The 16,077-nt window shown below is 40.3% G+C and carries 10 protein-coding genes; 7 read left to right on the plus strand and 3 right to left on the minus strand.

Going from position 1 to position 16,077, the window contains the following annotated elements:
* Positions 1 to 10: 10 nt before the first annotated feature.
* The 3 genes from CZ367_RS13930 to CZ367_RS13940 form a co-directional block, all read right to left on the minus strand.
* Entirely contained in the window at positions 11 to 1,351 is a 1,341-nt protein-coding gene (locus tag CZ367_RS13930) for an efflux RND transporter periplasmic adaptor subunit (protein WP_077197522.1), read from the minus strand.
* Between the two features lie 331 nt (positions 1,352 to 1,682).
* On the minus strand, positions 1,683 to 3,110 hold the full coding sequence (locus tag CZ367_RS13935) for a CCA tRNA nucleotidyltransferase (RefSeq protein WP_077197523.1): 1,428 nt from the start codon (positions 3,108 to 3,110) through the stop codon (positions 1,683 to 1,685).
* A 1,640-nt stretch (positions 3,111 to 4,750) separates the two neighbouring features.
* The gene (locus tag CZ367_RS13940) at positions 4,751 to 4,981 is read right to left on the minus strand and encodes a hypothetical protein (protein ID WP_202613148.1); all 231 of its coding nucleotides are present in this window, start codon (positions 4,979 to 4,981) and stop codon (positions 4,751 to 4,753) included.
* An 815-nt stretch (positions 4,982 to 5,796) separates the two neighbouring features.
* Between CZ367_RS13940 and CZ367_RS13945 the strand changes: the two genes are divergently transcribed.
* The 7 genes from CZ367_RS13945 (at position 5,797) to CZ367_RS13975 (ending at position 15,755) form a co-directional block, all read left to right on the plus strand.
* A complete protein-coding gene (locus tag CZ367_RS13945) occupies positions 5,797 to 5,979 on the plus strand; it encodes a hypothetical protein (protein ID WP_077197557.1) in 183 nt (60 codons plus the stop codon).
* 41 nt (positions 5,980 to 6,020) lie between these two features.
* Positions 6,021 to 8,330 (plus strand): hypothetical protein, encoded by a 2,310-nt coding sequence (locus CZ367_RS13950; protein ID WP_077197524.1) that lies wholly within the window; start codon positions 6,021 to 6,023, stop codon positions 8,328 to 8,330.
* A gap of 744 nt (positions 8,331 to 9,074) precedes the next feature.
* A complete protein-coding gene (locus CZ367_RS13955; RefSeq protein WP_077197525.1) occupies positions 9,075 to 11,555 on the plus strand; it encodes a bifunctional UDP-N-acetylmuramoyl-tripeptide:D-alanyl-D-alanine ligase/alanine racemase in 2,481 nt (826 codons plus the stop codon).
* Positions 11,556 to 11,641: 86 nt separating this feature from the next.
* Positions 11,642 to 12,943 carry a DNA recombination protein RmuC gene (locus CZ367_RS13960; RefSeq protein WP_077197526.1) on the plus strand — a complete coding sequence of 434 codons (1,302 nt, stop codon included), beginning with the start codon at positions 11,642 to 11,644 and terminating at the stop codon, positions 12,941 to 12,943.
* A gap of 120 nt (positions 12,944 to 13,063) precedes the next feature.
* The gene (locus CZ367_RS13965; RefSeq protein WP_077197527.1) at positions 13,064 to 13,513 is read left to right on the plus strand and encodes an NfeD family protein; all 450 of its coding nucleotides are present in this window, start codon (positions 13,064 to 13,066) and stop codon (positions 13,511 to 13,513) included.
* Positions 13,514 to 13,598: 85 nt separating this feature from the next.
* Complete coding sequence (locus CZ367_RS13970; protein ID WP_077197528.1) at positions 13,599 to 14,552, plus strand: SPFH domain-containing protein; 954 nt, start codon at positions 13,599 to 13,601, stop codon at positions 14,550 to 14,552.
* Positions 14,553 to 14,606: 54 nt separating this feature from the next.
* Complete coding sequence (locus CZ367_RS13975; RefSeq protein WP_077197533.1) at positions 14,607 to 15,755, plus strand: UDP-N-acetyl glucosamine 2-epimerase; 1,149 nt, start codon at positions 14,607 to 14,609, stop codon at positions 15,753 to 15,755.
* The last annotated feature ends 322 nt before the right edge of the window (positions 15,756 to 16,077 follow it).

Consider the following 16,077-nt stretch of genomic DNA (forward strand, 5'->3'; position numbering starts at 1 on the left):
TTTATCCGTCTTACTTCTTATTACTTCCGCCCGTCATTGCCTTGAGGAAACCACCTGCAGAACTTTGATTTTCACCCAGTTGAGCTGCCTTCTTTAAAGCTTGGTCGTATTCAGCCAAAGTCAATGGCTTAATCTCATTTCCGTCTTGCAAGGTTGATAACCCTTTGCATACTATCTTTTCGCCTATGCGCAATCCGCTTGTAACGATATAGTTCACACCATCATTTTCAGGACTTACTTGTATTTCTGTGTAATGCACCTTATTATTAGCATCAACCTTGTACACAAACATCTTGTTTTGTACTTGCACGGTAGCATCTTGTGGAATGAGAAGTGCGTGATTGTTGTTCTTAGCAATAATTACCTTGCCACTTCCGCCGCTCTTTAATAAGTGCTCAGGGTTAGGGAAACGAGCTATAACACTGATAGTTCCTGTTGCAGGGTCTATAATTCCGCTGGTCTTGACTATCGCTCCTTGATGATTGTAAATAGAGCCGTCAGCCAATTGCAAGCTAACACTGGGCATAGCGTTGATAGCGTTTGCCATTCCACGATTTGTACGTGTAAGTGCAAGCACGTCAGCCTCGGTCATTGAGAAGTAAACTTCCATTGTCGAAACGTTGCTTACGGTAGTAATAGGCTGTACAGACGAAGGACTAACCAATGCACCCTCCTTGAAAGGAAGACTACCTATAAAGCCTGTTGCAGGGCTCTTTACGTAACAGAAACTCAACATTTCCTTTGCATTTGCCAAACCTGCCTGCGCTTGTTTTACAGCTGCTTCTGCTTGTTTTACAGCTGCTTGAGCTGCTGTTACTCCGCTGCGTGCTTGGCTCACAGCTGCTTGAGCTGTTTCGTATGTATTCTTAGCGGCTTCCATTTCATAGTCGCCAATTACCTTATTTGCATATAGGTTTTTGCTATTGCTGTAGGTTAGTTGTGCAGTTGCTGCTTGTGCATTTGCCGAATTTAATGCTGCTGATGCTTGAACTACACCTGCTTGCGCACGACTCACACCACTCTGTGCAGACAATACGCCAGCCTCAGCTTGGCGCACTGCAGCTTTATATGTAGCATTGTCTATTTCGAACAACACTTGTCCAGCTTTTACGGCTTGACCTTCGTGAACATACAACTTTGTAATAAAACCGCTTACCTTTGGACGCACTTCCACGTCCTGAATACCTTTCAATGTAGCAGGATAGGTGGTTTTCAATTGTGCATTGGCTGCCCCAATTGTAATTACTGGAAACTCATTAGTGGTTGGCAAACTTCTTTTTTCACTACCGCCACAACTTGTAAATACTGCAACAACAACTGCTGCTAACAGTAAAAACTTGCTTTTTTTCATACCTATACTCTATATAATCTTTATATTTTATTCTTCTGTATCCGCTATAAATCAATTATATAGATACAGTTTATAAATTCTTAATGCTGAAAACTATTAAATAAATGTTAGTTTTCGCAATGCAAAAGTACATATAAAAATTGAAGTATTCCTCCAATACAATACTTTATTTAACAATAATTATAGCTCTGTGTTTAAACAACTGAAAAAACAAACGAAAAGAGCCAAAATAAGGTGCAAAGACGAAGAAAAGCATAACATCTAAACGCTTTAAAAAGCCTTTGCGGGCTAACGACCGATTTGGGTTTATACTCCTCTTAGCTTTCTGTATTTAGCTTTCAAGTCCCATTTCTTTTGCTTTTTCTTTTAGCAATAGCATTAAGGGTTCTCGCTCGTTAGGCACTCTGTTATCAAGTACAGCCTCTTTTAAAGCCTTCTTTAGCTCGCCAACCTCACGACTTGGTTTCAGATGGAACATTTCCATAATCTCGTCGCCATCAATACAGGGCTGCAATAATCGTTTATAATCGCGTTCTTTTAAGTCTTCCAATTTGTTGCGAACAATGCGGAAATTCTCCAAAAAACGTTGTTTCCTGACAGCGTTCTTGCTCGTTATGTCAGCTTCACACAGTGTCATTAGGTCGTCAATGTCGTCTCCTGCATCGTTCATCAGTCTGCGTACAGCCGAATCGGTTACTTCCTCGTCAGCAATAATAATAGGTCGCATGTGCAAGTCTACCAATTTGCGCACGTATTTCATCTTTGCGTCCATCGGAAACTTCAGTCGTTTGAAGATGGTTGGTATCATTTTTGCACCTATTATATTATGGTTGTGGAATGTCCAACCAATGAGTGGGTCCCATCGTTTGCTTTTGGGCTTGCCAATATCGTGGAACAATGCCGACCAACGCAACCAAAGATTATCTGTTGTACGAGCAGCATTATCTAATACTTCCAACGTATGAAAAAAGTTGTTTTTGTGCGCACGTCCATTACGTGTATCTACCACATCCATTGCCACCAACTCTGGCAAGATGAGCTGCAATAATCCACAGCGATAAAGGTCTATAAAACCCTTACTTGGCGTGCGTGTTGCCATAATTTTGTTTAGCTCATCGGCAATGCGTTCCCCACTTATTATTTTAATTCGTTCTGCATTTCGCTCTAACGCCTCAAAAGTTTCATCCTCTATGAAGAAGTTCAATTGTGTTGCAAAGCGCACACATCGCATCATTCTCAATGGGTCGTCAGAGAAAGTTACATCAGGGTCGAGTGGGGTACGGATAATGCCGTCCCATAAGTCGTCTATACCGCCAAAGGGGTCAACCAGCTCTCCAAAGCGGTCTGCGTTGAGGCATACAGCCAACGCATTGATGGTAAAGTCTCTGCGGTTTTGGTCGTCCTCCAATGTACCATCTTCTACAATGGGTTTGCGACTATCTCTGTTGTAGCTCTCTTTTCGAGCTCCTACAAATTCTACTTCTGTATCGTGATATTTTACCTGTGCTGTTCCAAAGTTGTGAAACACAGATATGTGTGCTTTCTTGCCTAAGATGTTTTTCAATTCGTTGGCAACGCTAATTCCACTGCCTACCACTACTACATCAATATCTTTTGATGGGCGTTCTAAAAATAAGTCGCGCACATAACCGCCTACGACATAACATTCTAATTGGAGTTTGTCGGCAGCTTGAGAAATTTTATGAAATATATCCTTATCTAATAATTTTGCCAATTCGGCATCAGAGAGGTCTCGCATTTATATATAATCTTTAGGATTGCAAAGATACAATAATTCTATCGAAAGTCCAAATACTCACCTCCTAAAGGTAGATATGTAAACTATATGCAAAACCCATTTATGGAATTTGTTGGGTGCATACTTTATGTTCCTTAGAAGGTTGATGATTTCAAATCTTTTTAAATCAAATTATAGGATAGTTCTATAAATTAGCTTTGTTAGATTTTGAGCTTATTTTTGAGGTCAAAATGCAAGAGCGTGAAGGAGTGTAACGAGCTACACAACTGAACGAACTTACATTTTGAACCAAAAACAGAGCAAGCCGAATGCAATCAAACTTGTTTGAATTGTTGAGGCGCAGCCTGTTTTATATAAAAAGAAGCCAAAAGATAGCAAAACGTATTTCATAAAAATTTAATGACTATATGTGGTGGTAATTTATAGAACCAGCCTATAAGGAAAAATGGCGAAGTTATATAACCCTTGCAATACTCATTTAATATGATTTTTATTGCATTTTTAGACCTATAAATGAGGATAAAAGTGTTTATAAATATTTAATTCTTATTCGATATTGTCCAAATAATCAATCCAAATAGTTGTGTTTAAAATGTTAATGCTTAAAACATTAGATTTAACATTTAAAATCGCTAAATATGAGTGTTTGATATTTCTTATTTAATGTCCTAAAATGCTTATCATCAATGTGTGGCAAGTCAAAGTTAAACTTTAGTATTCCCAAACATATATGTCTTACCCTCCCAAAGTTGAACTTTGGCAGTTTCAAAGTTGAACTTTAGCGCTCTAATTTACCACGTTTTTATGCTTTTGTTGTTTGATTATACTTTTTAATAGTTCTATATATCCTTTGAATAACTACATTCTTTTTGCACATTTTGTTCTATTTCTTTTTATTTCGTTATATATCAATGGGTTATAATTGCACACAAATTTAGCCCGCTTTTCTGTCCGAATATGGTCTTGAGCCCAAATCAGCGAAATATGAACGATGCAATTAACAATTGAGCAATATAAATAGTAAAAATAGAAGAGTAAAACGGACATAATAGAGAGATGAATGAGGGTTAAAACAAAGAATAATCTTAACTCCCTGAAAAGAAAAAGAGCGAGCGAGTACCCTATAACCATTAATCCCTTAAACCCAAATCGGTCGTTAGACCAGTTTAGGTGCTTACTTTATTATTTTTGAAACTTATGAGATGTCTTTTGGATTATTTTGGCTTTATTTTACCTATATTTGCAGTCACATAGTCCGCTATGCTCCTTTGATATATGCAAAATAAATCTCAAAATAATCGCAAAATACATTCTCATTCTAACGACCGATTTAGGTTTAAAGCAGCTACTCTTAAGGCTGGTTCTATAAATTACCACCGCATATCGTCATTCAATTTTTATGAAATACGTTTTGTTATCTTTTGGCTTCTTTTTATATAAAACAGGCTGCGCCTCAACCATTCAAACAAGTTTGATTGCATTCGGCTTGCTCCGTTTTTGGTTCAAAATGTAAGTTCGTTCAGTCGTGTAGCTCGCTACACTCCTTCACGCTCTTGCATTTTGACCTCAAAAATAAACTCAAAATCTAACAAAGCTAATTTATAGAACCAGCCTTATTGGAATTTACAAGTGCAATCATCTTATAAAAGTTCGGGAAGCTCGAATAGTTTGATGCGATTGCTTCCCTTGATGAGAATGTAAAAGCCTTGCGGTTGTTCTTGTCGAATTGCCCCTTTTACCTCTTCTATGTTCTTATATTTCTGAAACGTTGTTGTTGTCTTACCAAATTCCTCACCTACCAACCAAATTTGTGGAATGGGAAGGGTGTTCAGAAGGTTAATAACCTGAACTCGGGATAATTTTCCCCTCATATTCTGTTTTATCCCAAATCAGTCGTTAGACTTCTTCGAGATTTGCGAGCTTATTTTGAGCTATTTTTGGTTGTTTTTGAAGACGTTTAGCGAGCTAAACAACTGAAAAAACAAACGAAAAGAGCCAAAATAAGGTGCAAAGACGAAGAAAAGCATAACATCTAAACGCTTTAAAAAGCCTTTGCGGGCTAATGACCGGTTTGGGATAATGATACAACGAGGAGGGGTGTATGGGTGCTCCAAGAGGTGTCTATGCCTCCTCCCATTTTTTATAAGTGCCAAACCACAACAGTGGTTGCTGTCCAGAAGAAACACAATAGCTTTCACACTTTAGGAGATTTCGCTCAAAAAAAAGTTTTTAAAAATTTTGCTGATATTCGGAATTTATGTAATTTTGCAACGCAAACAGGATAATTAAAAGAAAACTAACAAAAAGGCAGTTCCTTGATACAAAACGTGTTTCATAGAAAGGAACGAAGATTAGTCAAAAAGAAAACATTTATTTTCTATATTTTTTAACACAAAATATTTGCATAATTAAAATGAATTTTTACCCCCCCCACGTATTTATCGCCATTTAACAGGAATGCTGCAATTTGGCGTTCTTTGTTTTCTGTGTATATGTACTTGCACGGATTTCCTTGAAATCCTTTCTGTTTTTCTCAACAATGCTGCCGTTTGCAGCATATCGCCTTTGTAAAAAGGCATTACTTTTTCCCTATTTTTTTTATTACAATAGTTCGTTAAAATTTGAGATACGAAGTATTGTTATTAGTTTTTCAACCTATAGGACGAATATCAAACTTCTTATAAAAATGAAAAAGAAATACATTGCACCAGTTTGTCATATCACCCCCATAGAACTCGAAAGTCTACTTACCCAAGTAAGTGGACAAAACTCTGACATCAAGGATTACCAACATGTTGACTTTGATCCAGGAAAATCAGGAGATCCCAACGCATCTGATAATCAAGATTACGAAGATTATGAAAATTGATATACAAAAGAGACAACCAAGTACACAACATTGAAAAAAAAATGAGACGAATAATTTTATTAACAAAAACTATCTTTTGCACCATAGCATTGCTTGTCTTGAGTACAGGATGCGCAGACGAAACATTGCCAGAGCCTAACTCCAAGAAAACAGAAACGAGTAATGAACGTGCCACATCTGTCATTACCATTGACAATGGCAGCGCAGGCGTGAGCTTGCCACAGTCAACAGCTTCCACGCGGGCAGCTGTCACCATGAACGAGATGTTTCAGCTGACAGAGGATAACGACTTTGAAACCGATGCTTACCTTATCAAGGAAGACGATGATGAAAGCATCAACGACAAACGAAAGTTGGCATATCTGCACATACGGTGGAAAAACAAGACCAAAACTGCCAATGGGTGGAGTCTTAGTACCTACGAGCCAAGCATCACGTTAGAATGGATTAACAAAGAAGCTGTAGACATTATGCCTGGCGAAAACTGGTATGTGGCAGGCATTGTAGGTGGTGATATGGAAAGAGAGGAAGGCATTCCTAACACTGTAGAGTTTTATGGGCAAGATGGTAAAAAACCAAAGGTGATGAACGCCTCTGTTGCTGGCAGTGACAGCAAACACAAGTTCAATGTACCGTTTGTGGCTAACTGGGTGAAAGTAGGCATCAAAGGGAAGAACAAAATAGAGTTCCAAAACATGCACTTCGAGCCGCAAGGCGTAGTGTTTAAGGTAAAGGTGAAGCGTAACGAGAAGCTATTGAAGCCAGAAGAACACGAATATATGTTCTCCAGCACAGGACTGTCGTCCAATGTCTTCTTCAGTTTCGTAGACTATGATAAGGGAATAGACCCACGACAAAGCCACAACGTAAGGGTATCGCACAATAATCCCGTGAAGGACTATTGGGTGTGGCACCATCCAACAGACTTGCGCGACTTAGGGGATGGCACCGAAAAGCAAACGAATGGAGCTTGGTTGGCGGCTAATAAAACATTCCAATTCTCACATACCACTGAACTGCGTTATAGGTACACATATCCAGCTTCTAAAGTCACGGGCAAAGACTACGATGTTTTCTATGTATGGGGCATGCCCATCAATGGTGGTGAGTTCGTAGAATATCTGTCGTACACGGGTACTGGCAACAAAGAGAAAGCCAAATCAGACCTTTCCAAAGCAAAGTTTGAATTAGACAACACCACTGCCATTACTTCCGCACATGGTGGTTTTATGCTGGGCTGGCTCAATGGTGATAGCAAAGTGCGAGGAGAGTTTCTTTGTGGAACACCACACACCAACGAATTTCAACGCATAGACGACTGGAGTCCGTACATGGGAAAAATCATGGACGTGAACCTCAAGGTGATGCGCCCTGGTGACAAACGTTACAAATGGCGTGTGCCGCTTGCACGCATGGCAAAATCGAACTTGGCTCGCCCAGAGAGGGTATATAATGAAATACCAATAGATCAGCTGGCTTTTACAAACGATTTAGAACCAAACTTAGGTAAAGGGAAATTTAAACAATCGGAGCTTCAAATATTAGTAGAAGCAGGAAAAGCTCCCGAAGGCTATCACATCCCCTCTATTGAAGAATTTGGTGCCGCATTACCCTATGTAGCCAAGAAGTGTGACCCAGACTGGACGGAAAACCAAAAAGATTTGGAGGGTAGCAACCTTGGATTTAAGCCAGATGGTCTTGGTCCTCAGCTTGACGGTTATTTCAAGGAGTGGCTTCAGCTTAAAGACTTGCAAGGATTCTCTGCGCCATCGCTCTACAACAGCATATATAAGACAGTAATAGACGGAAACAGCAAGGTGATATACGCTATCCGCTTTGAGCATGTTCGCAGCACTGGCAACAGAGACCTCACTGGCAATCGCTACCGCTGTGCCTACCGCTTCGTAATACACACAGCAGACAAAAACGGGTGTAATGTAGATGGACGTGGACGCAGGCTGGGCATTACGGCACGCTGGCTGGGCAACCTACCTATAACCATTGACGAGATAGCAAAACCAGACTATTGGGAAAAGAACAACAGCAATGACGTTGTTCGCATACTCAATGATGACGGTGACAGGAAAGGAGCGCAAATAAGTGACGACGCCTGCTACTTTTCGGGGTCGAAACCATACACTACGTATGACGACCCAACTAACCCCAATAAGACCTACTATTGTCGCTATTTTCACCCCAATGGTTTTTATCGCGGATTCATGATAAAAGGGAGTGGAGGCATGTATGCCCCTATCCGCTGCTTTGCCAACTGGGATTTAAGCGAAAGCGCACCTAACGCACCACGTCAGCAACGCATTACAGGGATGTACAATGAGGAACATTACAAATAATGACACAGGTGACACCTACAGAACAGCAGATACATACGCATCGTTAGAAGATGACGCTATAAATCATCCATGATGCCGATTCGATAGCACAGCAACCGCCAAACTTCATCATGAAACTTGGCGGTTGTTTTTATTTGGAAACCGATGATACCAATCACACAAAACGCATTATTTTATCTTAAGGTTGGTTCTATAAATTACCACCGCATATCGTCATTAATTTTTTATGAAATACGTTTTGTTATCTTTTGGCTTCTTTTTATATAAAACAGGCTGCGCCTCAACAATTCAAACAAGTTTGATTGCATTCGGCTTGCTCCGTTTTTGGTTCAAAATGTAAGTTCGTTCAGTCGTGTAGCTCGCTACACTCCTTCACTCTCTTGCATTTTGACCTCAAAAATAAGTTCAAAATCTAACAAAGCTAATTTATAGAACCAGCCTTAATACATATCTCGAATAAAAAGTAGTTATGCCTAACAAGGAGTTAGCCCCTACACTACCTTTGAGCACATTCATATTTGTTTTAAAAGAGTGCTTTCTTTTAGCAATATTTTTGTTGAACAGAGGTGTGTATAACGAGTAGCCAAAGGTGTCAACGATGATTAAAAAAGATAAAAATGCAGCCTAAAGGAGCAGAGCTATTGAGTTTTTAAGTACCTTTGTAAGTCAATATGCACAAACCTATTGAGTTGCTGGAATTGACACTGGCTAACTTGTAGGTGGAATGATAAAAATGTAGAGGCAATGAAATATTCTATAAAAGAGGTAAGCATACTTGTTGGAGCTGAACGATATGGAACAGTTGAGACAAGCATTAGTTTTGTATTGACAGATAGTCGTTCGCTCTGTTTTCCTGAAGAAACGCTGTTTTTTGCACTCAAATCGGAGCGCAACAATGGGCATAACTACATAGAAGAACTCTATCGTCGTGGGGTGAGAAACTTTGTTGTGGAAGATGTACCGCAAGGGTGGGAAGCTAAATATGAACGAGCTAACTTCTTGAAAGTGAGCCACACATTGCAAGCTCTGCAACGACTAACGATGCACCATCGCTCACAGTTCAATATTCCTGTGGTGGGTATTACGGGTTCGAATGGTAAAACGATGGTGAAAGAGTGGCTTTCGCAGTTACTTTCACCCGATATGAATGTTACACGCTCGCCCCGCAGTTATAATTCGCAGATAGGTGTGCCGCTTTCGGTGTGGCTCTTGAACAAGAATACCGAAGTGGGAATATTTGAAGTAGGTATAAGCAAGGTGGGCGAAATGGAGGCTTTGCAACCCATTGTTTGCCCAACGATAGGCGTATTGACTTCGATAGGAGCAGCTCATCAAGAAAATTTTGTGTCTTTAGAAGCCAAATGCAAGGAGAAATTATTGCTTTTCAAAGACGCTGAAGCAATAGTTTATCAGCTTGATGATGAGATAGAAAGACAATGTATAGAGGAGTTTGACTATAAGGGCGAGCAACTTTGCTGGTCGGAAAAAGATAATAGTGCAGCTCTTTTTGTGGAATGTATCACAAAAGAAGAGCTATGCTCAACTATTCATTATACGTGGAAAGGCGAGACAAAAGGAAGTTTTACTCTGCCTTTTATCGATGATGCAAGTATCTGCAACTGTATTACCTGTGCTGTTGTTTCCCTTTATATGGGTATGGCGACAGAGGCTTTGGCTGAAAGAATGGCAAGGCTCGAACCTGTTGCAATGCGTTTGGAGGTGAAAGAGGGGCAACACGGCTGTACGCTTATTAACGACTCGTACAACTCGGATATAAATTCGCTTGATATTGCGCTCGACTTTATGAATCGTCGCCCTGATAGAAGAAAACGCAAGCGCACACTCATTTTAAGCGATATTTATCAAAGCGGACAAACCGAGGCTGCACTATATAAAGAGGTGGTAGCATTGGTGGCAAAACGTGGGGTGAAGAAATTTATCGGCATTGGTAAGGCATTGTGTGGACAATCGTCGGCTTTTGGCAGTTTAGACGAATGTTATTTCTTTGAAGATGTCCCTGAATTTATTGATAGTATCGTGTTTGCCAATCTTCAAGATGAAGTAATTTTGCTGAAAGGCGCACGTTCTTTTGGCTTTGACAACTTAACGGAACTGTTGGTAAAGAAGGTTCACGAAACAGTGTTGGAAGTAAATCTTAATGCCGTTGTCGACAATTTGAATTGGTATCGCTCGTTCTTAAAGCAAGAAACCAAGCTCGTTTGTATGATAAAGGCAGATGCCTACGGAGCAGGAGCAGTAGAGATAGCCAAGACTTTAGAGGATCATCGTGTGGACTACCTTGCTGTGGCGGTGGCAGACGAGGGCGCAACACTTCGCAGAAACGGAATTACGAGCAACATAATGATAATGAACCCTGAGATGAGTTCGTTTAAAACCTTGTTCGATTACGAGCTTGAACCAGAGGTATATAGTTTCCGACTTTTAGATGCTTTGGTAAAGGCAGCCGAAAAAGAAGGTATAACGGGCTATCCTGTGCATATCAAGTTGGATACAGGAATGCATCGCTTAGGCTTTAATCCCAAAACAGAGATTGACGAACTTATCCAACGGCTGAAGCATCAGAATGCTGTTATTCCTCGTTCGGTATTCTCCCACTTCGTAGGATCGGATAGCGACGATTTCGATAGTTTTTCGGAGGAACAATTTAGGTTGTTTGATGAGGGGAGCAAGAAGTTGCAAGCGGCTTTCGACCATAAAATATTGCGCCATATAGACAATTCGGCAGGGATAGAACATTTCCCTAACCGCCAGTTGGATATGTGTCGATTGGGCTTAGGACTTTATGGTGTAAATCCTCGCACCAATGCTATTTTGAGCAATGTGTCTACGCTTAAAACCACTATTCTGCAATTGCGGAAGGTGAAAGCTGAGGAAACAGTGGGCTATTCGCGTTGTGGAAAGATAGAAAAAGATAGTGTGATAGCTGCTATTCCTATTGGTTATGCCGATGGGCTGAACCGCCGACTGGGCAATCGCCATTGTTATTGTTTGGTGAATGGTAAGCCTGCCGAATATGTGGGCAATATCTGTATGGACGTGGCGATGATAGATGTAACTGGCATTGATTGTAAAGAGGGCGATATGGTGGAAATCTTTGGCGACCATCTGCCCGTAACCACATTGAGCAATGCGCTTGAAACCATTCCTTACGAGGTGTTGACCAATGTTAGTAATCGAGTAAAGAGAGTGTATTTCCAAGATTAAAGAACTAAAAATATTGGCAAAGTCAGACTTGTTTGACTCGTCCGACTTGTCGGATGTGGGCAACATTTCCCTAATAAAAACAAATTATGTCCTTACTTTATCTTCTTATCGGCATCGTTGTTGGTGCAGTTTTTTGTTATCTTTACTTGCGCAATCAAAGTGTAGAGATGAGGAGCAAGCTCTCAGCAGAGTTGGCTGTGGTGCGCAATCAGTTGGCTATGAGTCAACAAAATGCAAAAGAAAGTGTGATGGCAGAACGTCAGCACGCTGAACAACTTCGTGTAGAGCTAAGCAAACAGGCTGAAGCCAAAAACAGACTCTTGCAGGAAGAGATGAAAACGATGACAAACGAGCTGTTTGAGCGCAATCGCGAAGAACTGAATACTGTGGATAAAGACCGATTAAATAGTTTGCTAATGCCATTAAAAGAGCGATTAGAAGCATTTAATCAGTCGGTAAATACAAACAGCAAGGAGAATGCGCAACATAAAACAGAACTAAAGTCGGCATTTGAAGAAGCAATGAAGCGGTTGCATATAGAGCAGGAACTTACGATAAAAGCAATGCGTGAAGATCACGAACGCACCGTAAAAGAACTGAAAGAGCAAACCGAACGCATAGGAAACGATGCGGCTTCGCTCACTTTAGCCCTCAAAGGCGACTCTAAAATGCAGGGCGATTGGGGAGAAATGATATTGGAGAAAACGCTCGAAGATTGTGGATTGATAAAAGACCAACAATACTTTCTACAGCAAAACTATAAAGATGATGATGGGAAAAACTTTCGCCCAGATGCTGTTATCGAATTTCCAAATGAAGACCGTGCGGTGATTGATGCAAAGGTGTCGCTTACTGCCTATCAGTCGGCTATTAAGGCAGAAACCGAAGATGAACGTGAGCAGTTCTTGCGTGAACACATTGGGTCGATAAAAAAGCACGTTGACGAACTTTCGGCTAAAAACTATGAGCAGCTTGTACCCAATTGCATTGGCTATGTGTTGATGTTTATTCCTTATGAAAGCGGTTATTCGGCTGCAATAAAGACCGATGCTAATATTTTGCAATATGCTTATCGCAAACACATCATCATTCTTAGTCCGAGCAACTTGCTGATGGCATTGCAGCTAACACATACGATGTGGCAGAATTACCGTATCAATAAAAATGTAGAGGAGATACTCCGACAGTCGAATGACCTATACGATAAGTTTGTTTCCTTTGGCGAAACCTTTATAAAAATAGGTGGGGGGATCGAAAAACTGCAAGCTGATTACGATAAAGCTCATAAGCAGTTAACTGATGGGAAGGGCAATATCGTTCGCCGCCTCGAAGGTATGAAATCGTTGGGTATAACGCCTAAAAAACAATTGCCCGATGGATTGGAATAAGAGGGTGAGGGATTAGTCTTAAAGGATAGTTCTTGGGAGATTAAAACATTTTTTATTCAAAAAATTTGCTTTTAGGATTTAAATTCAGTATCTTTACAAACAAATTAAATACTGACAACTATGATGGAGTACATTGTTCAAAATCTTTGGTTGGTATGGGTGCTGATAAGCATTCTCTGCCTTGTGTTAGAATTGACAAGTGGCGACTTTTTCATTCTTTGTTTTGCTATTGGAGGAGCTGCCGCTGCAATTGTGTCGTGTTTTACAGATAGTCTTACAGCGCAAATCATTGTTTTTGCCATTGTTACGGTTGTAAGTATCTTCTTTATTCGTCCGTCTGTGTTGAAGCATTTGCACAAAAAAGGCGACAATAGGGTGAGCAATGTAGATGCCATCATTGGCAGAGTAGGCAAAGTAACTGAACGAATTGAAGACAAAGGTTACGGCTGTGTGAAGGTAGATGGCGACTATTGGAAGGCACAAGCTAAAAACAAGCTCGCTATAGAAGAAGGTATGTCAGTGCGGATTGTTAGCATTGACTCGGTAATCGTTACGGTTGAAATTGCTTGAAGTTGACTATCTTTGCATTTCACATCTATAAATTTAGCATATTAATAAAATCTTTATAATAACCAATCAACACATTTTAAATATTATGACTATCGGTTCGTACGTTTTGATTGCCATCGTATTGTTGGTAATTCTTTTCGCCAAGATGGCGATTGTTATTATTCCACAGAGTGAAACACGTATCATAGAACGCTTAGGACGCTATTATGCTACGCTCCAACCAGGTGTAAACATTATCATTCCGTTTATCGATCGTGCCAAAGAGATTGTGGCTATACGTAGTGGACGTTATGTTTATACAAACGTTATTGACCTTCGTGAACAGGTGTACGACTTTGATAGACAGAATGTAATTACAAAGGATAATATACAAATGCAGATTAACGCATTGCTTTATTTCCAAATCGTAGATCCATTTAAGGCTGTTTATGAAATCAACAATCTACCTAATGCGATTGAAAAGTTGACGCAAACCACACTTCGCAATATCATTGGTGAAATGGAACTTGACCAGACACTCACCTCACGTGATACTATAAACACCAAACTACGCTCGGTTCTTGACGACGCAACCAACAAGTGGGGTATCAAGGTTAATCGTGTCGAATTGCAAGACATTACTCCTCCCGAAAGCGTACTTCAAGCTATGGAGAAGCAAATGCAAGCTGAACGCAACAAGCGTGCAACCATTCTTACCAGTGAGGGTGAAAAACAAGCTGCAATCTTGCAATCAGAAGGTCAGAAGGCATCTATGATTAACCGTGCAGAGGCTGATAAACAGCAGGCTATTCTTGTAGCTGAAGGTGAGGCTGAGGCCAAGATTAGAGTGGCAGAAGCTGAAGCCATAGCTATTCAGAAGATAACCGATGCGGTGGGACAAAGCACCAATCCTGCTAACTACCTTATAGCTCAAAAGTACATTCAAATGATGGATGAGTTGGCTAAAAATGGTAACCAAAAGACAGTTTATCTGCCTTACGAAGCTACGGGCATAATGAGTTCCATCGGAGGAATTAAAGAAATGTTTAAAGGAGAATAATACTTTTCTCCCAAAACATTGAGACAAGAAACAAAAGAAAGGAATAAAACATAAATGAACACAGAGAGAAAAGAATTAAAAATCTGTATATTTTGTGGCGCACGCCCAAACTTTATGAAAGTGGCACCTATCATTCGTGCTATTCATAGACAACAAGCAGAGAACAGCGGTTCAAGAGGGGTATCGTATAAGTTGGTTTATGCGGGGAAAGCGTCCGACCCAACGTTGGAAGACGGTTTGTTTGCCGACCTTCAAATATCACGCCCTGATGTTTGTTTGGGTGTGGTTTGCGAAAATCTTAACGAACTCACAGGGCAAGTGATGTCAAAGTTTGAGTTGTATTTGCAAGAGAATGAAACCAATGCTGTGATTGTTGTTGACGATTTGGCTTCAACTATGGCAGCATCAATTGTAACAAAAAAGCAAGCCATAGTTTTGGCTCACATCGCAGCAGGTACACGTTCGTTCGATATAACAATGCCTAAAGAAATCAATCGCTTGGTAATTGACGGCTTGTCGGATATACTTTTCACAGCAGGATTAAGCAACAATAGCATTGCAAATAAGGAAGGTGCAGAACTTTCAAAGGTATATATGGTGGGCAATATCTTGATTGATAACATTCGTTTTAATCGTGAACGAATGAAAGATATGTCGTTAGAAAGCATTGAACACCTTAAAGCATTAAGTCTCCAACCTAATGATTATCTTGTTTTCACGCTCAACCGTAAGGCTCTAATGGCTGATGCTGAAAACCTTAATCGTATGTTGGAAGCATTGTTAAAGTCGGCAAATGGAAAAACAATCGTTGCTCCATTGCGTAGTTCGGCTATAAAGGCTATCGCTGCTTTACCTATTGCGAAGCGTCCAGAGTTTAGCAATTTCAAGGTAACAATGCCATTGGGCTATTTAGAGTTTGGCTATCTTGTGTCTCATTCGTGTGGTATTATCACCGACTCGGGTAATGTAGCAGAAGAAGCAACATTCAATAATATACCTTGTGCAACCATTAACAGCTATACCGAACATATAGAAACTGTAAAAGAGGGTTCGAACGTGCTTGTGGGCGAAGATGCAGAAGCATTGGCTAAGGCTGTATCGCAAATGGTATCAGGCACTTGGAAACACTCTAATATTCCTGACCGTTGGGATGGTCGTTCGGCAGAGCGTATCCTTCAGATATTGATGGAAACTGTGAAATAAATCACAATATAATCTTGAAAAAGCAATCTCATTCTAATACTCGATTTAAGTTTTAGAATGAAAAGAGCGGAGGCTATAATTTCTAACAGCATTGTTGGAAATTATAGCCTTCGCTCTTTTTTGTTTATATACGGAAGTTTCTCCTTTTGGAAGTGGGCTGTAAGCATCCAATATTAGCCGCCTTTCACACCAACAAATAACCCTTATATGTCTGGCAGCATATAAGGGTTATTTGTTATTTGAAGTTTGAAGGTAGCATTTTCGTGAGTTCCTCCTCCGTCATGTCGAGCAGGGGCCTTGAAAGAACTTCCTTCATCCATTT

The organism is Prevotella ihumii, from assembly GCF_900155655.1.
GTDB classification, from domain to species: domain Bacteria; phylum Bacteroidota; class Bacteroidia; order Bacteroidales; family Bacteroidaceae; genus Prevotella; species Prevotella ihumii.

Bases quoted from the DNA above. Each gene is read 5' to 3' on its own strand.
- CZ367_RS13940 (WP_202613148.1), bottom strand. From the start codon at position 4,981: ATGAGGGGAAAATTATCCCGAGTTCAGGTTATTAACCTTCTGAACACC.
- CZ367_RS13955 (WP_077197525.1), top strand. From the start codon at position 9,075: ATGAAATATTCTATAAAAGAGGTAAGCATACTTGTTGGAGCTGAACGA.
- CZ367_RS13965 (WP_077197527.1), top strand. From the start codon at position 13,064: ATGATGGAGTACATTGTTCAAAATCTTTGGTTGGTATGGGTGCTGATA.
- CZ367_RS13930 (WP_077197522.1), bottom strand. From the start codon at position 1,351: ATGAAAAAAAGCAAGTTTTTACTGTTAGCAGCAGTTGTTGTTGCAGTA.
- CZ367_RS13975 (WP_077197533.1), top strand. From the start codon at position 14,607: ATGAACACAGAGAGAAAAGAATTAAAAATCTGTATATTTTGTGGCGCA.
- CZ367_RS13950 (WP_077197524.1), top strand. From the start codon at position 6,021: ATGAGACGAATAATTTTATTAACAAAAACTATCTTTTGCACCATAGCA.
- CZ367_RS13935 (WP_077197523.1), bottom strand. From the start codon at position 3,110: ATGCGAGACCTCTCTGATGCCGAATTGGCAAAATTATTAGATAAGGAT.
- CZ367_RS13945 (WP_077197557.1), top strand. From the start codon at position 5,797: ATGAAAAAGAAATACATTGCACCAGTTTGTCATATCACCCCCATAGAA.
- CZ367_RS13970 (WP_077197528.1), top strand. From the start codon at position 13,599: ATGACTATCGGTTCGTACGTTTTGATTGCCATCGTATTGTTGGTAATT.
- CZ367_RS13960 (WP_077197526.1), top strand. From the start codon at position 11,642: ATGTCCTTACTTTATCTTCTTATCGGCATCGTTGTTGGTGCAGTTTTT.